Source organism: Stenotrophomonas sp. Steno-Z2 (assembly GCF_056393235.1).
This window is the reverse complement of sequence record NZ_JBWJOY010000005.1, coordinates 131966-152238: the sequence shown is the minus strand read 5'-3', so window position 1 is coordinate 152238 and position 20273 is coordinate 131966. Positions and strand designations below refer to the sequence as shown.

Below are 20273 nucleotides of genomic sequence, written 5' to 3'. Positions count from 1 at the left end.
TTCCGGCGGTTTTGTTGCCGCCATCCATCGGTGGCCTCAACCCTCCGGTCATCGGCGGGCGATATCAAGGGATGTCTGTTGTCCCTGGCCATGACGGCGCTGCCGCGGCCATCGACGATGTGGCCGTTGTGGAGCGGGGAGGGCGCCACCAACCGGGCGCCGCACGCTGCGTGTCGGGATGCGATGGCAGCGGAGGCCATCGCCGGGACGAAAAAAAACAGCAGGCAAAGCCTGCTGTTCGGTGTAATGGCGCGCCCGGAGAGATTCGAACTCCCGACCGCCTGGTTCGTAGCCAGGTACTCTATCCAACTGAGCTACGGGCGCGTTTTACCTTGATTGTTCTGACGGGGAACACTGCAAGAACAATGTTCCAAACTGGCGCGCCCGGAGAGATTCGAACTCCCGACCGCCTGGTTCGTAGCCAGGTACTCTATCCAACTGAGCTACGGGCGCGTCGTCAGGAGCGGAATTATGCGGATATGACGCGCATGCGTCAACGCTTTTGTGAAATTTTCCTATGACGCCGTCGATGCCAGCGCATCGGCGACGATGGCCGGCGATTTCATCCAGCTGAAATGGTCCGCGCGCGTGCCCAGTTCGTCGCCGGACAGGATGCGCAGCGTCGCCGGCGCGGCCGGCATCTTGGACAGCAGGTGGCGCATGGAGCCGGCCGGCGCGAGCCAGTCGGCGTCGAACAGCAGCGCCTGCACCGGTTGCGCGAGCGCCCGCATCGCCGCGTCCAGATCGACCGGCAGGCCGGCCGCGGCATAACGGCCGCTGAGGCCGACGCGGGCCCAGTCGCGGATCAGGCCGCGCGCCTCGGTGCCGCCGAAGCCGAGCCTGCGCCCCGGCAGCGCGCCGCGCCGTTGCGCCAGCCACGGCAGGAAGCGGTAGGCCAGCGGCAGCAGCCAGCGTCGCGGTGCGGGAAAACCCCGCCACCACGGGGTGCCGCTGGCGACCAGCCAGAGCGCGGCGAACGTACCCGGATGCAGGCCGGCATGGCAGCACGCCAGCTGCCCGCCCAGGCTGTGCCCGCCAAGCCGCAGCGGAATGCCCGGCACCGCGGCGCGCGCGGCCGCTTCGGCAGCGGGGATGTCGTGCAGCAGCAGTTCGCGGTAGCCCCAGTCGGTGGCCCGGTCCGCGCGCAGGCGGCTGCTGCCGCCGCCACGCCATTCGTGGACGAACACGGCCACGCCACGCGCCGCCAGCGCTTCGGCCAGCGGCAGGTAATGGCGGGCGGCCACGCCCAGCGCCGGCAGCCACAGTACGGCCGCCACGGGCCGTGGCGGCACGTGGGCGAGCAGCTCGAAACGGTGTCCGTCGGCCGCGGCGACGGCAAGGGCGGTCACGCCGTTCATGCCGGATGCGCCGCGCCGAAGTGGTCCAGCACCATGACCTCGCTGCGCCCCGGCCGGTAGCCGCCGCGCAGGCCGCGCGCGACGTAATCGATGGCGGCCTCGCAGGCATTGGGCAGGGACAACCCGCGGCACAGCTGCGCGGCGATGGCCGAGGCCAGCGTGCAGCCGGTGCCGTGCGCGTCGACCGGCAGGCGCGCGTGGCTGAATTCCTCGCTGGCGACGCCGTCGTAATAGCGGTCGATCACGCGCGGGCCTTCGGCCAGGTGCCCGCCCTTGAGCAGCACCGCGCCGGCGCCCAGCCCGAGCAGCGCGGTGGCGGCGTCCTCGGCGTCGGCGGCGCTGGCGATGCGGCGGCCCAGCAGCAGTTCCGCTTCGGGCGTATTGGGCGTGAGCAGCGTGGCCAGCGGCAGCAGGCGTTCGCGCAGCGCCTGCAGGGCGCTGGCTTCCAGCAGCCGGGCGCCGCTGGTGGCGACCATCACCGGATCCAGCACTACCTGCGGCGGGCGGTGTTTTTCCAGGACATCGGCGACCAGGTGGATCACCTCGGCATTGGCGAGCATGCCCAGCTTGACCGCGTGGATGTCGAAGTCGTCGAAGCAGGCGTCGAGCTGCGCCTGCAGGAATTCCAGCGGCGGCAAGTGCACGGCGGTGACGCCGCGGGTGTTCTGCGCGGTCAACGCGGCGATGGCCGACAGTCCATGCACGCGATGCGCGGCGAAGGCCTTGAGGTCGGCCTGGATGCCGGCACCGCCGCCGGAATCGGAGCCGGCGATGGTGAGGGCGGAGGCGGGTGTGGAAGGCGTCATGGCGGGATTGTGCAGCGTTTCGCCCGGCGCTGCCGTCACGGCGCGGTGTACAGGCGTCGCGACAGCCGGTAGGCGATGTAGGTGGCGCCGGTGCAGCCGGTCAGCAGCGCCGGCGCGAGCAGCGCGTCGTAGCCGAAACGCTGGAACAGCCAGGCGCCGATGACGCCGCCGGCGAGGAAGCCGCCGATGATCAGGCCGCTGAGCGTCAGCCGCCGCACCTGCAGCGGCAGGCCGCGCAGCAGATGGCCCAGGCCGATGCCCAGGTCGGTGAACATGCCGCTGAGGTGGGTGGTGCGCACCACCGCGCCGCTGAAGGTGGTGACCATGGCGTTCTGCAGGCCGCAGGCCATGGCCGCGGCCAGCGCGCCCCAGATCTGCTGCCGCTTGAACAGCGGGATCGCCGCCAGCAGCAACAGCGACTCCAGGGCCAGCACCACGCCGTAGCGCCGGCCCAGCCGCAGCGCGCCATCCTGCACGATCAGCCCGCTCAGCATCGCGCCCAGCGAGAACGCGATCAGCATGCCCCACAGGTGCGCGACGCCGCGCCAGTCGCGCTGCACCAGCGCCATGCCGAGCTGGCTGGTGGTGCCGGTGAGGTGGCTGACGGCCTGGTGCTCGAAACCGAGGAAGCCGACCACGTTGACCATGCCGGCCACGCAGGACAGCGCGATCGCGCCGATCCATACCCAACGGGGGAGCTGTATGCCCATCGTGGACAGTATCGCCGGCCGTTCAGAAGCCGCCGTTGGTGGCGATGTCGGAGAAGGTGCCGGCCTGCGGGTCGTACACCGCGCCCCAGAACGCCGCGCCGCCGTCGCAGACCCGCACCGCTTCGCGCGCCGGGTTGGTCTTGTCGTGGTCGGGCAGGGTGAAGGCGTTGATGTAGATCAGCTGCCGGCCCTGCGCGATGAAGCCCACGTACTGGCGCCCGGACCGCGAGGGTTCGGCGATGGTGGGCTGCAGCTGCTGCAGCCGGCTTTCCAGCGCGTCGATCTGCGCGCGGCTGGGCGCCCAGTAGCCGCTGACCCCGTCGGCATGCCGGGCCGGGCTGTCGCGCGAGCAGGTGTCGAGCACCTGCGCGGCCACGAGCGGGCGCGTGACCACCCAGGACTGCCCGGCCTTGATCGCCGTCGGCACGCTGCCGGGGCGGGTGTTGGCCGGCGTGCAGGCCGCCAGCGCGAGCGCGCCGGAAGCCAGCAGGGCAAGGGCGTGGTGCGTTTTCACAGGACCTCCGAAGCGTAGTCGGCCAGCCGCGAGCGCTCGCCGCGGCGCAGGGTGATGTGCGCACTGTGCGGCCAGTTCTTGAAGCGGTCCACGGCGTAGGTCAGGCCCGAGGTGGTCTCGGTCAGGTACGGCGTGTCGATCTGCTCGACGTTGCCCAGGCAGACGATCTTGGTGCCGGGGCCGGCACGGGTGATCAGGGTCTTCATCTGTTTCGGGGTGAGGTTCTGCGCCTCGTCCAGGATCAGGTAGCGCGACAGGAAAGTACGCCCGCGCATGAAGTTCAGCGAGCGGATCTTGATGCGCGAGGCGAGCAGGTCGTTGGTGGCCGCGCGCCCCCAGGCGCCGCCTTCCTGGTTGTGGGTGAGCACTTCCAGGTTGTCGGTGAGCGCTCCCATCCACGGCGTCATCTTCTCTTCCTCGGTGCCGGGCAGGAAGCCGATGTCCTCGCCGACGCTGACCGTGGCGCGGGTCATGATGATCTCGCGGTAGCGCTGCGTGTCCATGGTCTGCGCCAGGCCGGCGGCCAGCGCCAGCAGGGTCTTGCCGGTGCCGGCGGTGCCGAGCAGGGTGACGAAGTCGATCTCCGGGTCCATCAGCGCGTTGAGCGCGAAGTTCTGCTCGCGGTTGCGCGCGGTGATGCCCCATACCGAATGCGCGCCGTGGCGGAAATCGTCCACCAGGGTGAGGGTGATGCGGCCGTCGGCTTCCACCCTGGCGACCTTGAGTTCGACCTCGTCCTCGCCCGGCAGGTAGACGTACTGGTTCGGGAACCATTGCTCGTCGTCGGTGGCGCGGATCTCGTAGCTGGTGCGGCCCTTGTCGCTCCAGCTGCGCAGGTCGCCGGAATGCTTCTTCCAGAAGTCCTCGGGCAGGGGCGTGGCGCCGGTGTACAGCAGGCTGAAGTCGTCCAGCGCGCGGTCGTTCTCGTAGTCCTCAGAATCGATGCCGGCGATGGCCGCCTTGATGCGCAGGTTGATGTCCTTGGAGACGAACACCACCGGCACGTCCGGGGTCTGCTCCTTCAGCGCGAGGATGGCGCCGAGGATGGCGTTGTCCGGGATCACCGCGCCGAAGCTCTTGCCGGCCTCGAAATGGCTGGTCTGGAAATACAGGTGGCCGGCACTGCGCGCGCCGCGCAGCTGCAGGCCCTGCGGCAGCACCAGCGGCACGCCCCTGGCGATGCCGCCGATGCCGGAGGCCTCGATCAGTTCGTTGAGGAAGCGGCTGACCTGGCGCGCGTTGCGGCTGGCTTCGGACGTGCCCTTCTTGCCGTTGTCCAGCTCCTCGATCACCTGCATCGGCAGGTAGACGTCGTGCTCCTCGAATTTGAACAGCGCGGTCGGATCGTGCATCAGCACGTTGGTATCCAGCACGTAGATGCGCTTGCCTCGGGTCATCGTCGATTCCTGGTTACGGGCAGGGAAAAACCGCCACGGCCTGCGGGGCAGGGGCGCGGCGGACGAGGTGGGCGATGGGACTCACTTGGACTGGGCGGCCTTCAGCGCTTCGAGCACGGCTTCGGCATGGCCGGCCACCTTGACCTTGCGCCACGCCTGCACCAGCGTGCCGTCGGGCGAGACCAGGAAGGTGCTGCGTTCGATGCCGCGCACCTGCTTGCCGTACATGTTCTTCATGCGGATCACGTCGAAGGCGTTGCACAGCGCCTCGTCGGCGTCGCTGACGAGCGGGAACCTGAAGCCCTGTTTGGCGCAGAAGTTGTCGTGCGACTTCACCGAGTCGCGCGAGACGCCCATGACCACGGCGCCGGCGCGCTTGAACCTGGGCAGCAGGGCGTTGAAGTCGAGGCCCTCGGTGGTGCAGCCGGGGGTGCTGTCCTTCGGGTAGAAGTAGAGCACCAGCCAGTGGCCGGCCTGCGCGGCGAGGGTGGTGGTGTCGCCGCCGGACAGCGCCAGCGGCAGGTCGAGGGTGGTGCGGTCCAGGGTATCGCCGATGTTCATCAGATCCTTTCCGGAGCCTGGGGTACTTCGATTGCAACTACATGAAACGCCGCCTGCCCGTGACGGGCGCGCGAACGGTCAGAACTTCATCGGGTCCATGATCGCGTCCAGGTTGAGGTGGTCGCAGAACTCGAGGAAATCGTCGCGCAGGGCGGCGATGTGCATGTTGGCCGGCACGCCGATGGTGATCTGCGCCGAGAACATCTCCGCGCCGGTCTGCATGGCCTGGTAGCGGGTGCTCTGCAGGTTCTCGATGGTGATGCCCTGGCGGTCGAAGAAGTCGGCCAGCTGGAACAGGATGCCGGGCTTGTCCGCGGCGATCACCTCGACGATGTAGGGCAGCAGGTTGGACTGGGCCTGCTTGGCGGCGGTGCGGTACCACACCAGCTTCAGGCCTTCCTCGCGTTCCAGCCGGGTCAGCATCGCCTCGAGCTTGGCCACCGAATCCCACGAGCCGGTGGCCAGGGTGGTGACCGAGACGTCGCGGCCCACCGTGGACAGCCGCGCATCGACCAGGTTGCAGCCGCTGTCGGCGATGCGGCGGGTGACGGACAGCAGGGGGGACTCCGGATGCGTCGTGTAGGCGTTGATCAGGAGGTGGTTTTCGGTCGGCTGCGGCCGCGGGGTGCTGTTGGTCAAGGTGGTTCCGGGGTGCTCTGTGAGTCTGAACGGCGCCGGCGCGGGCACGTTCGCTGGCACCCAGCATACTTGCCCGTGCTTTCGACCGGCAAGTAACATGCCCCCGGTCACGAACCCGCCTCCAGGCGGGATTCCCAGCCCCCACGAAGAACGGCGTTTCCCTTGTCCATTTCCGGCCTCATCACCGCCCTGGCGACGCCTTTCCTTGCCGACGGCGCGCTCGATACCGAGGGCTGGCAGCGCCTGCTGGCGCTGCAGGCGGCCGGTGGCGCGCAGGGCGTGGTGGTGGCCGGTTCCACCGGCGAGGCGGCGACGCTGTCCGGGGCCGAATACGATTCCCTGCTGCGCATGGCCGTGGAAGCCCTAGGCGGCCGCATGCCGGTGCTGGCCGGAACCGGCCAGTCCGGCACCGCGCGGACCATCGAGGCGACCCGCCGCGCCGCGCGCAACGGCGCCACCCATGCGCTGGTCGTCACCCCGCCGTACGTGCGCCCGACCCAGGAAGGGCTGCGCCAGCACTTCCTGGCCGTGGCCGAGCAGGGCGGGCTGCCGGTGGTGCTGTACAACGTGCCCGGCCGCACCGGCTGCGACCTGCTGCCGGAGACCGTGGCCGGACTGGCCTCGCATCCGAACATCGTCGGCATCAAGGAAGCGGTCAGCGACATGGCGCGCATGAAGGCGCTGCTGGAGCTGCGCGGCGAGGGTTTCGCCGTCCTCAGTGGCGACGATGGCAGCGCCGCGCGCTCGATGCTGGCCGGCGCCGACGGCCTGGTATCGGTCGGTTCCAACGTCCTGCCCGGCGCCTTCCGTACCATGTGCGACCTGGCCCGCGCCGGCAACCATGTCGCCGCCGAGGCCTGGGACGCGCGCTTGCAGCCGTACCACGATTTCTTCACCCTCGAGTCCAACCCGATCCCGGTCAAGGCGCTGCTGCAGCGCCTGGGCATCGGCCATGGACTGCGCCTGCCGCTGTTGCCGCTTTCCGCCTCGCACCACGCCGCCGCCGACCACCTGGCGGCCGACGTGGGCGCGCTGGAAGAACTATCCAGCCACTGAACCTTGCAGTGGCCAGAACCAGGAGATCCACCATGCGTCATTCCCGTTCCGCCGTACGCGCCCTTTCGCTGGCACTGCTCGCCATTGCCACCACCGTCGCCGCGACCGGCTGCTTCCATCGTGGCGCGCGTGGCGACTACGCGCTGGCCCCGGAAATGCGTCCGCTCGAAGTGCCGCCGGACCTGAACCTGCCCAGCACCGCCGGCGCGACGCAGGTGCCGGCGCTGGCCTCGGCCACGCGCCCGACCCAGGCCGCCGCGGCGCAGCCCGCGCAGGGGGGTTTCACCGTCGCCGGCAGCCGCGACGAGGTGTTCGGCAAGGTCGGCGACGCGCTCGCCACGGTCGAGGGTCTGACCATCGCCAGCCGCGCGCAGCTGCTGGGTTCCTACGACGTGGCCTACGAAGGCAGCAACTTCCTGGTGCGCGTGGTCGGCGTCGAGGCCGGCGCCTACGTGTCGGCGGTGGACCCGCGCGGCCTGCCGGCCACCGACCCGGCGGCGGTCAAGCTGCTCGAGGCCCTCAAGGCCAAGCTGGCGCAGTAAGCCCCGGTGCCGTCGCACAGGGCGGTGTTCCGCCATGGGCACGCGGCACCCGCCGCCTGTCCATGGCGGCGGCGAGGCCGCAAACGAAAAGGGCGCCGATGGCGCCCTTTTTCATGCGACCCGCTTGGCGGGTCAGCGTTCCAGCAGCTTGAGCTTGTCCGGCTTGCCGTCCCATTCGGCGGCGTCGGCCGGCGGGTCCTTGCGCACGGTCAGCACCGGCCAGGCCTTGGCCAGTTCGGCGTTCAGCGCGACGAAGCCTTCCTGCCCGGCGGGCACGTCGTCTTCGGGGTAGATGGCGTTGACCGGGCATTCCGGCTCGCACAGCGTGCAGTCGATGCATTCGTCCGGGTCGATCACCAGGAAGTTGGGGCCTTCATGGAAGCAGTCCACGGGGCAGACTTCGACGCAGTCGGTGTGTTTGCACTTGATGCAGTTTTCGGTGACGACAAAGGGCATGACGGGGTCCGGCGTTGAACCCCGTAATTCTAGAGCAGGATGCATGCGCTGGGCGGGACCATTTTCATCCGCGCCGCGTGCGCGCCTTTCCTCCGATGCCCGGAGAGCGGGGGCGCTGGCGTGGCATGGAGCCTGGCCGACGGAATCCTCGAGCGCCTTCGGGCACTTCAAATCGATATGCCCCACGGCGCAGGGTGCGGGCGGCGGCGCCGCCGGATGCGGTTCCCGGGATCGTCAACGGATGGCGCTAGGGCTCGCGGCCCCGGAGGGCGGCAACAAAAAACCCCGCACGGGGCGGGGCTTTTTGATTTCGCGGACGGAGTTGGCGCTCCCTAGGGGACTCGAACCCCTGTTTTAGCCTTGAGAGGGCCACGTCCTAACCACTAGACGAAGGGAGCGTTTGGTCGCGTCCGGCGAGCGCGCTAGTATATGCACCTGTTCGCCGCCAGGCAACCCTGCAACCCCAACCGGAATCGCCACCATCAATTCCACAGTTACATCGCCGTTCACCCTGCGCGTCATCCCGCGCGACCAGCACACCATTTCGCGCAAGGACATCAGCCCGAACGCATTGCGCGTGCTCTACCGCCTGCGCGAGGCCGGGTTCGGTGCCTATCTGGTCGGCGGCGCGGTCCGCGACCTGCTGGTGGGGGGGCGGCCCAAGGATTTCGACGTAGCCACAGACGCCACGCCGGAACAGGTCAAGCAGCTGTTCCGCAACTGCCGGCTGATCGGCCGCCGCTTCCGCCTGGCGCACGTGGTGTTCGGCCGCGAGATCATCGAGGTCGCCACCTTCCGCGCCAACAGCGACGACGGCAGCGGCGACCGCGAGGTCGAGAACGGCATGCTGGTGCGCGACAACGTCTACGGCAGCATCGAGGACGACGCGGTGCGCCGCGACTTCACCTGCAACGCCCTGTATTACGCCATCGAGGATTTCTCGGTGCGCGACTACGTCGGCGGCTTCGAGGACGTGCTGGCGCGGCGCATGAAGCTGATCGGCGACCCCGAGCAGCGCTACCGCGAGGACCCGGTGCGCATGCTGCGCGCGGTGCGCCTGGCGGCCAAGCTGGGTTTCGGGATCGAGGAGGCCACCGCCGCGCCGATCCCGCGTCTGGCCGGGCTGCTCGAGGAAGCTGCCCCGGCGCGCCTGTTCGAGGAAGTGCTCAAGCTGTTCCTGTCCGGCCACGGCGTGGCCAGCTTCGAGGGCCTGGAGCGCCACGGCCTGCTGCCGGCGCTGTTCCCGGAGAGCGCGGCCGCGCTGAAGAGCAACCGCAGCGGCGCGCTGCGCCGTTTCGTGATCGAGGGGCTGCGCAGCACCGACGCGCGCGTGGCCAACGACGAGCCGGTGTCGCCGGCCTTCCTGTTCGCGCTGCTGCTGTGGCCGGCGTTCTGCCGCACCCTGATTTCGCTGCAGCGGCAGGGGCTGGCGCCGGAAGAGGCGCAGCGTCGCGCGGCCGACCGGGTCACCCTGCACCAGCTCGCCACCATCGCGCTGCCGCGCCGGTTCTCGCTGCCGATGCAGGAGATCTGGCTGCTGCAGTCGCGCTTTTCCTCGCGCCAGCGCAAGCGCGTGTTCCGCACCCTGACCCATCCGCGCTTCCGCGCCGCGTTCGATTTCCTGGTGCTGCGCCAGGCCGCGTCCAGCGAGCATGCCGCCGACATCGAGTTCTGGCGCGAGGCGCAGCAGCAGTCCGGCCGCGAACTGGAATCGGCGCTGGATTCGCTGCATGTCGAGGAGGCGCTGGAAGAAGGCGCGCCCAGGCGGCGGCGCCGCCGCCGCCGTCGCAGCGGCGCGGTCGCCGGCGAGTAAGCCGCATGGTCGTGGCCTGCGTCGGACTGGGCGCCAACCTCGGCGACGCGCCGGCGACGGTGCGCGCCGCGATCCAGGCGCTGGCGGCGCTGCCGGATTGCCGCCTGCTGGCCGTCTCGCGGCTGTACCGCACGCCGGCCTGGGGCAACCAGGACCAGCCGGATTTCATCAATGCCGCGGTGGCGCTGGAGACCACGCTGCCGGCGCCGGCGCTGCTGGAGCGGCTGCTGGCCACCGAGCAGGCCTTCGGCCGCGTGCGCCTGCCGGGCGAGCGCTGGGGGCCGCGCACGCTCGACCTGGACCTGCTGCTGTACGGCGAACAGGTGATCGACCTGCCGCAGCTGAAGGTGCCGCACCCGCACCTGCACGAGCGCGCCTTCGCCCTGCTGCCGCTGGCCGAGGTGGCGCCGGAAGCGGTGATTCCCGGCCATGGAACGGTGCGTGGCGCCCTGGCCGGCATCGAAACCTGCGGTATTGCGCCGATAGGGGGATAATGCTCGGCTCATCACCGATCGTTATCCCCACATGAGCACCCACGCAGACAGCAAGCCCTGGACCGTCCCGGCGCTGGCCGAGGCCAAGCGCAATGGCCAGAAACTGGTGATGTTGACCGCCTACGACGCGGGATTCGCCCGCACCTTCGACGCCAACGGGGTCGACCTGATCCTGATCGGCGATTCGCTGGGCATGGTGGTGCAGGGCCATGACTCGACGCTGCCGGTTACCGTCGCCGACATCGCCTACCACACCACCGCGGTCGCGCGCGTGCTGCAGCGCGCCCTGCTGGTGGCCGACCTGCCGTTCGGCGCCGACGCCACGCCCGAGCGCGCGCTCGAGGCCTCGCTGCAGCTGCTGCGCGCCGGCGCGGAGATGGTCAAGCTCGAAGGCGCCGGCTTCAAGCTGGACGTGATCCGCCACCTGGTCGAACGCGGTATCCCGGTGTGCTCGCACCTGGGCCTGACCCCGCAGTCGGTGCTGACCCTGGGCGGCTTCAAGGTGCAGGGCCGGGGCGAGGCCGGCGAACGGCTGCGCGCCGACGCCCGCGCGGTGGCCGAGGCCGGCGCCGCGCTGCTGGTGCTCGAATGCGTGCCGTCGCCGCTGGCCGCGCAGGTCACCGCCGACGTGGCGATCCCCACCATCGGCATCGGCGCCGGCGCCGGCTGCGATGGCCAGGTGCTGGTGATGCACGATTTCCTCGGCCTGGACAGCGGCCACCGCCGGCCCAAGTTCGTCAAGGATTTCCTTGCCGAGGGCGGCTCGGTGGCCGGCGCCGTCCGCGCCTACGCCGACGCGGTCCGCGCCGGTACCTTCCCCGACGCGGAGCATGCGTACGCATCATGATCGAGACCGTCACCGAACTTTCCCGGCTGCGCGCCATCGTCGCCGGCTGGAAGCGCGAGGGCCTGCGGGTGGGCTTCGTGCCGACCATGGGCAACCTGCACGCCGGCCATTATTCGCTGGTGAAGCTGGCGCGGCAGCACGCCGACCGCGTGGTGTCCAGCGTGTTCGTCAACCCGACCCAGTTCGGCCCGAACGAGGACTTCACCCGCTACCCGCGCACGCCCGAGGCCGACACCAGCGGCCTGGAACAGGCCGGCTGCGACGTGCTGTGGCTGCCCACGGTCGAGTCGATGTACCCGTTCGGCGTCGAGCTGGCCGCCAAGGTGCACGTGCCCGGCGTCAGCGCGCTGCTTGAAGGCGCGCACCGGCCCGGCCATTTCGATGGCGTATGCACCGTGGTCTCGCGCCTGTTCAACCAGGTGCAGCCGGACATGGCCGCGTTCGGCCGCAAGGACTACCAGCAGCTGGCGGTGATCCGGCAGATGGTGGCCGACCTGGCGTTCCCGATCGAAATCGTCGGCGGCGACATCGTGCGCGAGGACGACGGCCTGGCGATGAGTTCGCGCAACCAGTACCTGACCGCGGAAACCCGGCCGCAGGCCGCGGCGATCCGCCGCGTGCTGCTGGCCATGCGCGAGGCCAGCCTGGCCGGCACGCCGCGCGCGCAGGTCGAGGCCGAGGGCGCGGCGCAGCTGCAGGCGGCCGGGTTCCAGGTGGACTACGCGGTGGTGCGCCTGCCCGACCTGGGCGAGCCGGGCGAGGGCGCGGCCGGCGCCCGCGTGGCGCTGGTCGCGGCCAGGCTGGGCAACACCCGGCTGATCGACAACATCGAATTCTGAGCCGGCAACCGCCGGGACTTCCCCTGTCCCGGCCGCGGCGGCCGAAGGTCATGCGATGGCGCCCCCGTGGCGCCATTTTCACGTCCGCGACCGGGCCGGACAGCTCATGCTGCAGTGCGGGCAAGGGCCCGCGCCGGTGCTAGACTGCGTGCTTTCTTTCGCAGTATTCCGGCACCGCCATGCAACTTTCCCTGCTCAAGACCAAGATCCATCGCGCCACCGTCACCCACTCGGAGCTGAACTACGAAGGCTCCATCGCGATCGACGGCGACCTGCTGGAAGCCACCGGCATCCGCGAGTTCGAACAGGTGCACATCTGGGACGTGACCAACGGCGCGCGTTTCTCCACCTACGCCATCCGCGCCGAAGCCGGCAGCGGCGTGATCTCGCTCAACGGCGGCGCCGCGCGCCACGTGCAGGTGGGCGACGTGATCATCATCGCCGCCTTCGCCAGCATGAGCGAAGCCGAGGCCGACAGCTTCCAGCCCAGGCTGGTCTATGTCGACGGCAACAACCGCATCACCCACACCAACCACTCCATCCCCACACAGGCCGCATGACCACGCACAACGGATTGACCGCATTGCACGCCCACGCCCAGCGACTGCAGGGCACGGGTATTCCCTCGCTGTTGGCCGCCGAGCCGGACCGGGTGAAAACCCTGGCGTTCAAGGTCGGTCCGTTGTACGTGAACTTCGCGCGGCAGAGCTATGACCGCGCGGCCCTGCAGGCGCTGCTCGAGCTGGCCGCCGCGCGCGACGTCGCCGGCGGCTTCGCGCGCCTGTTCGGCGGCGAGAAGATCAACATCACCGAAGGCCGCGCGGTGCTGCACAGCGCGCTGCGCGGCGACGCCAGCCCGAAGGCGGCGGCCGAACACGCCGAAGCGGTGGCCGTGCAGCAGCACATGGGCGAACTGGTCAAGGCGCTGGAAGCCAGCAGCGTCACCGACATCGTCAGCGTCGGCATCGGCGGCTCCGACCTGGGCCCGCGGCTGGTGGCCGACGCGCTGCGCCCGGCCAGCGGCGCGCGTTTCCGCGTGCACTTCGTCTCCAACGTCGATGGCGCGGCGATGCAGCGCACGCTGGCCACGCTGGATCCGGCTACCACCGCCGGCATCCTGATCTCCAAGACCTTCGGCACCCAGGAAACCCTGCTCAACGGCGCGATCCTGCGCGACTGGCTGGGCGGCAGCGAGCGCCTGTACGCGGTCAGCGCCAACCCCGAACGCGCCGCCCGGGCCTTCGACATCGCCGCTGCGCGCGTGCTGCCGATGTGGGACTGGGTCGGCGGCCGTTACTCGCTGTGGTCGGCGGTGGGTTTCCCGATCGCGCTGGCGATCGGTTTCGAGCGCTTCGGCGAGCTGCTGGCGGGCGCGGCGGAAATGGACGCGCACGCGGCCAGCGCGCCGCTGGAGCGCAACCTGCCGGTGCTGCATGCGCTGACCGACATCTGGAACCGCAACGCGCTCGGCCGCGCCACGCACGCGGTGATGACCTACGACCAGCGCCTGGCGCTGCTGCCGGCCTACCTGCAGCAGCTGGTGATGGAAAGCCTGGGCAAGCGGGTCAAGCTCGACGGCAGCCCGGTCGATGCCGACACCGTGCCGGTGTGGTGGGGCGGGGCGGGCACCGACGTGCAGCACAGCTTCTTCCAGGCGCTGCACCAGGGCACCAGCATCGTGCCGGCCGATTTCATCGGCTGCGTGCGCAACGACGACCCGTACACCCTCAACCACCAGGCGCTGCTGGCCAACCTGCTGGCGCAGACCGAGGCGCTGGCCAACGGCCAGGACAGCGACGATCCGCACCGCCGCTACCCGGGCGGCCGCCCGAGCACGCTGATCCTGCTCGACGCGCTGACCCCGCGCGCGCTGGGCGCGCTGATCGCCATGTACGAGCATGCGGTCTACGTGCAGTCGCTGGTGTGGGGCATCAACGCCTTCGACCAGTTCGGCGTCGAACTGGGCAAGCAGCTGGCCAACCAGCTGCTGCCCGCGCTGCAGGGCGAGGCGGTGGACATCGCCGACCCGATGACGCGCGAGGCGCTGGCGCAGCTGCGCGGCTGATCCACGCAGCAGGGCAACGAAAACGCCGCGCATCGCTGCGCGGCGTTTTCGTTCTGCGGGCAATCCCGCTCTGCAGGCGTGCCGTCAGTCGCCTGAGCGTCGCGCCTCGCTCGGCGCGCGCCCGGTCCAGCGCTTGAATGCGCGGCGGAACTCGCGCGCGTCGTTGAACCCCAGCCGGCCGCCGATGGCGACGATGGACAGGGTCGGGTCGCGCAGCAGTTCCATCGCGCGCTTGGTGCGCACGCGGTCGTGGACCGCACTGAACGACGTACCTTCCTCGGCCAGCTGCCGGCGCAGGGTGCGTTCGCTCAGGTGCAGTTCGGCGGCCATTTCGGCCATCTGCGGGTTGTCGCGCAGGCGCATGCGCAGGTGGCTTTCCAGCGCGGCGGTGGTCTCGCCGCACACCGGCCGGGCGTCCATCTGCATGCGGCACAGGGTCATCACCTGGTTCGAGGTCGCCGGGTTGTAGCTGGCGAACGGCAGTTCCAGCCAGCGCCGGTCGAGCACCATCGCGTGCCGCGCCTGGCCGAAACGCACCTCGCAGCCGAACAGGTCGTGGTAGCGCTGCGCGTAGCGCGGCGCCGCATAGCCCAGCTCCAGGCGCCGCGGGCGGAAGTCCGGGCCGACCAGTTCGCGGACCAGCTGCAGCACGCTGGAGAACAGTTCCTCGCAGAGGAAGGGCAGCAGGTCGCAGGCCTCGTCCGGCGCGGTGGCGACGGCCGCCACGCAGCCGTCGCCGTGTTCGGCCAGGGCGATGTCCATCAGGGCGCCGCTGTTGCGCTGGTAGGCCAGGCCGACGCGTACCGCCTCGCCGAAATCGGGGGCGGTCTTCATCGCCAGCCCGAGCAGCCCGAAATTGCCCAGGTTCTGGCGGCCGCCCAGCTCCAGGCCGACGCCTTCGACCGCCAGCGCGGCCAGGGCGCGGCGGATCACCGTGCCCGCCTGCCGGTAGGACATGCGCGTGTCCGGACTGCTGATTTCCTCCGGCTGCAGGCGGGTGCCGACGAACCAGCCGTTGCTGTCGATTCCCCGCTCCGCGGCGAACTGCATCAGCCCGCAGAGGATGTTGGTAGGCCGGTCGGCGGTGGACAGTTCGTCGCCGATTGCGGTGTTCAAACGCATCCGAAGTCCTTCCGATTGTCCGTTTTGCCCCCCTTTGTATGCCGCTTATGCCCTTCGCGCAATGCATCCATACGCACCAGACTGCGGCGCAGACTTGGCGAGCACGTACGGGAGAGAATTCATGCAATGCAGCATTTTTGTCGGCACGATCGGCGCCCTTGCGCTCCTGCTGTCCGGCTGCCAACAGAAGGCTCCCGACGCGCCGGCGGTACCGGCCGGCGATGCCGGCTTCGCCCGGGTCCTGCAGGAAAAACTGCTGGACGCCAAGCCCGGCGACGTCATCGAGGTGCCGGAAGGCATCTTCCAGTTCGACCGCAGCCTCAGCCTGCGCGTGGACAACGTCACCCTGCGCGGGCAGGGCATGGACAAGTCCATCCTCAGCTTCAAGGGCCAGAAGGCCGGTGCCGAGGGCCTGCTGGTGAACGCCAACGGCTTCACCCTGGAGAACCTGGCGATCGAGGACAGCAAGGGCGACGGCTTCAAGATCAGCCAGTCCGAGAACGTCACCATCCGCGGCGTGCGCGTGGAGTGGACCGGCGGGCCGAAGACCAGCAACGGCGGCTACGGCCTGTACCCGGTGCTGTGCAGGAACGTGCTGATCGAGAATTCGGTGGCGATCGGCGCCTCGGACTCGGGCATCTACGTCGGCCAGTCGCGCGACGTGATCGTGCGCAACAACCGCGCCGAGCGCAACGTGGCCGGCATCGAGATCGAGAACACCATCAACGCCGACGTGCATGACAACGTGGCCACCGGCAACACCGGCGGCATCCTGGTGTTCAACATGCCGGCGCTGACCCAGCAGGGCGACGCGATCCGCGTGTTCAAGAACAAGGTGGTGGCGAACAACCTGGACAACTTCGGCGCCAAGGGCACGCCGGTGGCCAGCGTGCCGGCCGGCAGCGGCGTGGTGATCAACTCCAACGACAACATCGAGATCTTCGACAACGACATCGCCGACAACCAGACCGCCAACATCATCGTCTCCAGCGTGTATTCCACCGGCTACAAGGACGACAAGGCCTCGGGCGAGTTCGACCCGTACCCGGAACGCATCCACGTGCACGGCAACCGCCTGTCCGGCGGCGGCGACTCGCCGGACCGGATGGATTTCAAGGCGCTGAAGGTGGCGATGTACGGGCTGACCGGCCATTTCCCGGACGTGCTGTTCGACGGCTACGTCAACCCGCAGCGCGCCGAAGGCCCGCAGATCTGCCTGCGCGACGTATCCGGCGTGCTCAATGCCGACGGCCCCGGCGGCTACAAGAACCCGAGCAAGGACGCCAAACCCTACGACTGCACGCTGCCTTCGCTGCCGGCGATCGACCTCAAGCGCGGTTGAGGTGGCGCGCATGTCGTTGCATCGAACCCTGCTGGGAATGGCCTCGCTGTTGATCCTGGCCGCCTGCGCGCGTGAACCGGCGCCCAAGCCGGTGCATTTCTTCGCCGAGGGCATGCCCGAGCGCCTGTCCGACTGGAACGTGGTGTACGTGGCCGACGGCAGGCTGCGGCTCAACGACCAGGTGCTGCCCTACGACCTGGACACGGCGCTGTTCACCGACTACGCGCACAAGCTGCGCACGGTATGGATGCCGGCCGGCGCGTCCGCACGCTACCAGGCGGACGAGGCGCTGGATTTCCCGGTCGGCACCATCATCAGCAAGACCTTCTATTACCCGCGCGGCGAAGGCGACACGGTGCTGCGCAGCGAGGACACCGGCGCGGAGGCGGACGGCGGCCTGACGCTGGGCAAGGTGCGGCTGGTGGAAACGCGGCTGCTGGTGCGCCGCGCCTCGGGCTGGGTCGCGCTGCCCTACGTGTGGAACGCCGAGCAGAGCGAAGCCCGGCTCATGCGCACCGGCGACCTGGTGCCGCTGACCCTGGCGGGCAGGGACGGCAAGCGCGAACAGATCGACTACATGGTGCCGGACGAGAACCAGTGCGCCGGCTGCCACGGCGTCGATCTCAAGTCAAAAAAGATCTTCCCGATCGGCCCGAAGGCGCGGCACCTCAATCATGAGTTCGCCTACGCCGGCGGCAGAGCCAACCAATTGCAGCACTGGCAGGAGGTCGGCTACCTGGCCGACGTACCCGCCGGCGAGCTGCCGCGCAACGTGGCCTGGAACGACGCGCAGGCGCCACTGGAAGCACGCGCGCGCTCGTACCTGGACATCAACTGCGGGCACTGCCACAGCCCCAAGGGCGCGGCGCGCACGTCGGGCATGTGGCTGGACGCCAACACCCACGACCCGCTGCGGGTAGGCCGCTGCAAGCTGCCGATCGCCGCGGGGCAGGGCACCGGCAACCGCGCCTGGGACATCGTGCCCGGCAAGCCGGATGATTCGATCCTGACCTACCGGATGGAAAGCACCGACCCCGGCGTGATGATGCCGGAACTGGGGCGCAGCCTCGTCCACGAGGAGGGCGTGGAACTGATACGGCAGTGGATCGCGGCCATGTCCGCGCAGGAGTGCGGCGCGTAGGCAGGGAGTTGGCACAGGCACACGGCCCCGCATCGCCGCGCGGAATCGACGTGAGGGGAACTCAATGGGAAAGGGGAACTCGATGACGTACAACAGATTGTCGCGCGGCGTCCGCAGGGCGCTGTTCACCTCGCTGCTGGCCACGCCGGCACTGGCTGCGCACGCGCAGGCGCAGAGCGCGCCGTCCACGCAGCCCGAAGCGATCGAACTGGACCGGATCGTGGTCACCGCGCAGAGCCGCGAGCAGGAGCTCAAGGACGTGCCCATCGCCCTGCAGGTGGTGGGCGAGCACGTCATCGAACAGACCATGGCCGAGAACCTGGGCGACCTGGACAGCTTCGTCCCGGGCCTGTCGATCAGCGACGACCAGCCGACCCAGGCCAGCTTCAAGCTGCGTGGCCTGAGCACGGGGGATTTCGGCATCGGTACCGACCCGACCGTCGGCGTCTACGTCGATGGCGTCTACGCCGGCCGCGGCGGCGGCACGGTGCTGCCGTTCCTCGACGTCGAACGCATCGAAGTGCTGAAGGGCCCGCAGGGCACCCTGTTCGGGCGCAATACCGCCGCCGGCGCGGTGTCCATCGTGACCAAGCGCCCCGGCAACGAGCTCGAAGGCCGTGCGCGCGTGCGCATGGGCAACTACGGCAAGCAGTATTTCGACGGCATGCTCAACCTGCCGGCCGGCGAGACCACGGCGTTCCGCATCAACGCCATGGGCAGCCAGACCGACGGCTGGATGAAGGACGCCGCCAGCGGCGAGCGGCTCGACGACGGCCGCAACTGGGCCACGCGCGCGGCGTTCCGCTGGGACATCGGCGGCAATACGCAGATGCTGCTGAGCTGGGACCACGAGGACCTGGACCAGCGCTCGCGCCCGGCCATCGGCATCGTCGCGCTGCCGCCGGCGCCGGGCGTGCCGCCGGTGCCGGCCGATCCGGCGCAGTACAAGAACCCGGTCGGCCACGCCGCCTATACCGACGTGCCGGACAACAACGAGACCCGCAGGTTCGACGGCGCGACCCTGATCCTCGACCACGCCTTCGAGTGGGGCCACCTGAGCTCGATGACCTCCTGGCGCAACTTCGATACCTACAACCGCGCCGAGGAAGACGGCACCAGCCGCCGCGAACTGTACCTGGACACCATCAACATCGAGGACAACACCACCTGGTACCAGGAGTTCAAGTTCAGCGGCAACACCGAGCGCCTGGACTGGGTGGCCGGGGTGAGCTGGTTCCAGGAAAAGGCCAGCCAGTCCAGCGTGGTCGACCTGACCAGCGACAGCATCAATACCGCGGCCGCGGGGCTGTATGGCATGCCGCTGTTCGGCATGCTGCAGGACGCGGCGGATTTCTACGGCATCCCGGTGCAGCTGTTCGGCAACCCGTGGCGCGAGGCCTACGACAACACCGTCGACTCCACCGCCTATGCGGCATTCGGCGACGTGATCTGGCACGCCACCGACAAGCTCAACCTGACCTTCGGCCTGCGCTATACGCGCGATCAGAAGAAGTTCACCTGGTTCAACGACCACCACCGCGCCGACGCGCTGAACCAGGCCCTGCAGACCCTGGAACAGTACGGCGTGCTGCCGCAGCCGGTGCCGTGCGAGGCGCTGGGCCTGTGCGCCATGGACGAGGATGGCGACGGCCTGATCCCGATCGACGCGGCGTTCCTGGCCGGTTTCGACCTGGCCTTCAGCGACCCGATCTCGATGGCCAACAAGGGCGTGACCAACCGCGCAAAGAACGCGTGGAGCGACTGGAGCCCGCGCCTGGTCGTCGACTACCACCCGTCCGGGGACACCATGCTGTTCGCCTCGGTGGCCAAGGGCTACAAGGCCGGCGGCTACAACGTGTTCTCGCCGGGTGCGGCCTTCGACAACGAAAGCGTGTGGAACTTCGAAACCGGCATCAAGCGCGACCTGCGCGACCTGCGCATCCAGTACGAGGCCTCGGCGTTCTACTACGTATACGACAACCGCCAGGCGATCCGCCTGGATACCTCGTCCGACATCCCGCGCTACGTGGTCAGCACCAGCGACCTGACCGCGCGCGGCGTGGACTTCAGCGCGCGCTGGCAGGCCAGCGACCACCTGAGCGTGGATTTCGCCGCCGAATGGATCGATTCCACCTACAAGGACTTCGTCACCCCGGACGGCATCGACCTCAGCGGCCAGCCGACCGGCGAGGCGAACCTGTCCTTCGCCGCCGGCGCCGCCTATACCGTGCCGCTGGGCGGGTACGGCGACCTGACGTTCTCCGCGCGCCATTCCTATGGCGGCCGCGGGCGCTGCAACTCCGGCTCCTCCAGCCAGGGCAACTGCGGGCGCTACGCCACCTTCACCATCGGCGAGGAGCGCAACCGCACCGACCTGTACCTGCGCTGGCGCTCGCCGTCCACGCAGTGGAGCGTGGCCGCCTATGTCAACAACGCCTTCGACAACCGCTACGTGAACGGGCTGTACACCTACGGCACCACGGTGGTCGGCACCACCGCCGCCGGCGTCAGCGAACCGCGCTTCTACGGCATGGAGCTGATGTACCGCTTCTGACGCGGAGCGCTGCCCCG

At 69.4% G+C, this 20273-nt stretch carries 20 protein-coding genes and 3 tRNA genes; 11 read left to right on the top strand and 12 right to left on the bottom strand.

The genetic code is table 11. The features are described from left to right. Nucleotides 1-247 precede the first annotated feature (247 nt). The 9 genes from AC06FP_RS12525 to AC06FP_RS12485 all read right to left on the bottom strand — a co-directional run bounded on the left by AC06FP_RS12525 (nt 248) and on the right by AC06FP_RS12485 (nt 6084). Nucleotides 248-324, bottom strand: a tRNA-Arg gene (locus AC06FP_RS12525). A gap of 52 nt (nt 325-376) precedes the next feature. Further along, nucleotides 377-453: transfer RNA gene (locus tag AC06FP_RS12520), tRNA-Arg, on the bottom strand. A gap of 62 nt (nt 454-515) precedes the next feature. Continuing rightward, complete coding sequence (locus tag AC06FP_RS12515; protein ID WP_478075721.1) at nt 516-1358, bottom strand: alpha/beta hydrolase family protein; 843 nt, start codon at nt 1356-1358, stop codon at nt 516-518. Continuing rightward, complete coding sequence (thiD, locus tag AC06FP_RS12510; protein WP_478075720.1) at nt 1355-2164, bottom strand: bifunctional hydroxymethylpyrimidine kinase/phosphomethylpyrimidine kinase; 810 nt, start codon at nt 2162-2164, stop codon at nt 1355-1357. Before thiD ends, AC06FP_RS12515 begins: the two co-directional genes overlap by 4 nt. A 35-nt stretch (nt 2165-2199) precedes the next feature. Beyond that, a complete protein-coding gene (locus AC06FP_RS12505; protein ID WP_478075719.1) occupies nt 2200-2874 on the bottom strand; it encodes a YoaK family protein in 675 nt (224 codons plus the stop codon). Nucleotides 2875-2896: 22 nt separating this feature from the next. Next, nucleotides 2897-3388 (bottom strand): hypothetical protein, encoded by a 492-nt coding sequence (locus AC06FP_RS12500; RefSeq protein WP_456116398.1) that lies wholly within the window; start codon nt 3386-3388, stop codon nt 2897-2899. Next, nucleotides 3385-4785 carry a PhoH family protein gene (locus AC06FP_RS12495; protein ID WP_456116397.1) on the bottom strand — a complete coding sequence of 467 codons (1401 nt, stop codon included), beginning with the start codon at nt 4783-4785 and terminating at the stop codon, nt 3385-3387. Before AC06FP_RS12495 ends, AC06FP_RS12500 begins: the two co-directional genes overlap by 4 nt. 81 nt (nt 4786-4866) lie before the next feature. After that, nucleotides 4867-5346, bottom strand: a complete 480-nt coding sequence (locus AC06FP_RS12490; RefSeq protein ID WP_478075718.1) for a peroxiredoxin — start codon at nt 5344-5346, stop codon at nt 4867-4869. Nucleotides 5347-5424: 78 nt separating this feature from the next. Next, complete coding sequence (locus AC06FP_RS12485; RefSeq protein WP_425477797.1) at nt 5425-6084, bottom strand: glycine cleavage system transcriptional repressor; 660 nt, start codon at nt 6082-6084, stop codon at nt 5425-5427. 63 nt (nt 6085-6147) lie between these two features. On the opposite strand from AC06FP_RS12485, the gene dapA reads away from it, so the two are divergent. Both dapA and AC06FP_RS12475 read left to right on the top strand, forming a co-directional pair. Further along, nucleotides 6148-7041: a 4-hydroxy-tetrahydrodipicolinate synthase gene (gene dapA, locus AC06FP_RS12480; protein ID WP_478075717.1), complete on the top strand. Its 894-nt coding sequence runs from the start codon at nt 6148-6150 to the stop codon at nt 7039-7041. 32 nt (nt 7042-7073) lie between these two features. Continuing rightward, nucleotides 7074-7583: a hypothetical protein gene (locus tag AC06FP_RS12475; RefSeq protein WP_478075716.1), complete on the top strand. Its 510-nt coding sequence runs from the start codon at nt 7074-7076 to the stop codon at nt 7581-7583. A gap of 132 nt (nt 7584-7715) precedes the next feature. On the opposite strand, the gene fdxA is transcribed toward AC06FP_RS12475, so the two are convergent. Together fdxA and AC06FP_RS12465 are read right to left on the bottom strand one after the other, a co-directional pair. Next, complete coding sequence (gene fdxA, locus AC06FP_RS12470) at nt 7716-8039, bottom strand: ferredoxin FdxA (protein ID WP_153190166.1); 324 nt, start codon at nt 8037-8039, stop codon at nt 7716-7718. Between the two features lie 323 nt (nt 8040-8362). After that, a tRNA-Glu gene (locus AC06FP_RS12465) sits at nt 8363-8437 on the bottom strand. Between the two features lie 29 nt (nt 8438-8466). Between AC06FP_RS12465 and pcnB the strand changes: the two genes are divergently transcribed. The 6 genes from pcnB to pgi all read left to right on the top strand — a co-directional run bounded on the left by pcnB (nt 8467) and on the right by pgi (nt 14097). After that, nucleotides 8467-9852, top strand: coding sequence for a polynucleotide adenylyltransferase PcnB (pcnB, locus tag AC06FP_RS12460; RefSeq protein WP_478075751.1), 1386 nt, complete (start codon nt 8467-8469; stop codon nt 9850-9852). Between the two features lie 5 nt (nt 9853-9857). Beyond that, nucleotides 9858-10346 carry a 2-amino-4-hydroxy-6-hydroxymethyldihydropteridine diphosphokinase gene (gene folK, locus AC06FP_RS12455; RefSeq protein ID WP_478075715.1) on the top strand — a complete coding sequence of 163 codons (489 nt, stop codon included), beginning with the start codon at nt 9858-9860 and terminating at the stop codon, nt 10344-10346. 31 nt (nt 10347-10377) lie between these two features. Continuing rightward, complete coding sequence (panB, locus tag AC06FP_RS12450) at nt 10378-11193, top strand: 3-methyl-2-oxobutanoate hydroxymethyltransferase (RefSeq protein WP_456116392.1); 816 nt, start codon at nt 10378-10380, stop codon at nt 11191-11193. Then, nucleotides 11190-12032 (top strand): pantoate--beta-alanine ligase, encoded by an 843-nt coding sequence (gene panC / locus AC06FP_RS12445; RefSeq protein ID WP_478075714.1) that lies wholly within the window; start codon nt 11190-11192, stop codon nt 12030-12032. Before panB ends, panC begins: the two co-directional genes overlap by 4 nt. A gap of 179 nt (nt 12033-12211) precedes the next feature. Beyond that, nucleotides 12212-12592 carry an aspartate 1-decarboxylase gene (panD, locus tag AC06FP_RS12440; protein ID WP_456116390.1) on the top strand — a complete coding sequence of 127 codons (381 nt, stop codon included), beginning with the start codon at nt 12212-12214 and terminating at the stop codon, nt 12590-12592. Next, complete coding sequence (gene pgi / locus AC06FP_RS12435) at nt 12589-14097, top strand: glucose-6-phosphate isomerase (protein WP_478075713.1); 1509 nt, start codon at nt 12589-12591, stop codon at nt 14095-14097. The genes panD and pgi overlap by 4 nt, the downstream gene beginning before the upstream one ends. 84 nt (nt 14098-14181) lie before the next feature. Here pgi and AC06FP_RS12430 read toward each other — a convergent pair whose 3' ends face one another. Continuing rightward, complete coding sequence (locus AC06FP_RS12430) at nt 14182-15213, bottom strand: AraC family transcriptional regulator (RefSeq protein ID WP_478075712.1); 1032 nt, start codon at nt 15211-15213, stop codon at nt 14182-14184. Nucleotides 15214-15340: 127 nt separating this feature from the next. Between AC06FP_RS12430 and AC06FP_RS12425 the strand changes: the two genes are divergently transcribed. The 3 genes from AC06FP_RS12425 (at nt 15341) to AC06FP_RS12415 (ending at nt 20256) form a co-directional block, all read left to right on the top strand. Further along, nucleotides 15341-16561 carry a parallel beta-helix domain-containing protein gene (locus tag AC06FP_RS12425; protein WP_478075711.1) on the top strand — a complete coding sequence of 407 codons (1221 nt, stop codon included), beginning with the start codon at nt 15341-15343 and terminating at the stop codon, nt 16559-16561. A gap of 10 nt (nt 16562-16571) precedes the next feature. Then, the gene (locus AC06FP_RS12420) at nt 16572-17702 is read left to right on the top strand and encodes an SO2930 family diheme c-type cytochrome (RefSeq protein ID WP_478075710.1); all 1131 of its coding nucleotides are present in this window, start codon (nt 16572-16574) and stop codon (nt 17700-17702) included. A gap of 82 nt (nt 17703-17784) precedes the next feature. Next, nucleotides 17785-20256 carry a TonB-dependent receptor gene (locus AC06FP_RS12415; protein ID WP_478075709.1) on the top strand — a complete coding sequence of 824 codons (2472 nt, stop codon included), beginning with the start codon at nt 17785-17787 and terminating at the stop codon, nt 20254-20256. Nucleotides 20257-20273: the final 17 nt, after the last annotated feature.

Bases quoted from the DNA above. Each gene is read 5' to 3' on its own strand.
- AC06FP_RS12515 (WP_478075721.1), bottom strand. From the start codon at position 1,358: ATGAACGGCGTGACCGCCCTTGCCGTCGCCGCGGCCGACGGACACCGT.
- thiD (WP_478075720.1), bottom strand. From the start codon at position 2,164: ATGACGCCTTCCACACCCGCCTCCGCCCTCACCATCGCCGGCTCCGAT.
- AC06FP_RS12505 (WP_478075719.1), bottom strand. From the start codon at position 2,874: ATGGGCATACAGCTCCCCCGTTGGGTATGGATCGGCGCGATCGCGCTG.
- AC06FP_RS12495 (WP_456116397.1), bottom strand. From the start codon at position 4,785: ATGACCCGAGGCAAGCGCATCTACGTGCTGGATACCAACGTGCTGATG.
- AC06FP_RS12490 (WP_478075718.1), bottom strand. From the start codon at position 5,346: ATGAACATCGGCGATACCCTGGACCGCACCACCCTCGACCTGCCGCTG.
- AC06FP_RS12485 (WP_425477797.1), bottom strand. From the start codon at position 6,084: ATGTTACTTGCCGGTCGAAAGCACGGGCAAGTATGCTGGGTGCCAGCG.
- AC06FP_RS12475 (WP_478075716.1), top strand. From the start codon at position 7,074: ATGCGTCATTCCCGTTCCGCCGTACGCGCCCTTTCGCTGGCACTGCTC.
- fdxA (WP_153190166.1), bottom strand. From the start codon at position 8,039: ATGCCCTTTGTCGTCACCGAAAACTGCATCAAGTGCAAACACACCGAC.
- folK (WP_478075715.1), top strand. From the start codon at position 9,858: ATGGTCGTGGCCTGCGTCGGACTGGGCGCCAACCTCGGCGACGCGCCG.
- panB (WP_456116392.1), top strand. From the start codon at position 10,378: ATGAGCACCCACGCAGACAGCAAGCCCTGGACCGTCCCGGCGCTGGCC.
- panC (WP_478075714.1), top strand. From the start codon at position 11,190: ATGATCGAGACCGTCACCGAACTTTCCCGGCTGCGCGCCATCGTCGCC.
- panD (WP_456116390.1), top strand. From the start codon at position 12,212: ATGCAACTTTCCCTGCTCAAGACCAAGATCCATCGCGCCACCGTCACC.
- pgi (WP_478075713.1), top strand. From the start codon at position 12,589: ATGACCACGCACAACGGATTGACCGCATTGCACGCCCACGCCCAGCGA.
- AC06FP_RS12425 (WP_478075711.1), top strand. From the start codon at position 15,341: ATGCAATGCAGCATTTTTGTCGGCACGATCGGCGCCCTTGCGCTCCTG.
- AC06FP_RS12420 (WP_478075710.1), top strand. From the start codon at position 16,572: ATGTCGTTGCATCGAACCCTGCTGGGAATGGCCTCGCTGTTGATCCTG.
- AC06FP_RS12415 (WP_478075709.1), top strand. From the start codon at position 17,785: ATGACGTACAACAGATTGTCGCGCGGCGTCCGCAGGGCGCTGTTCACC.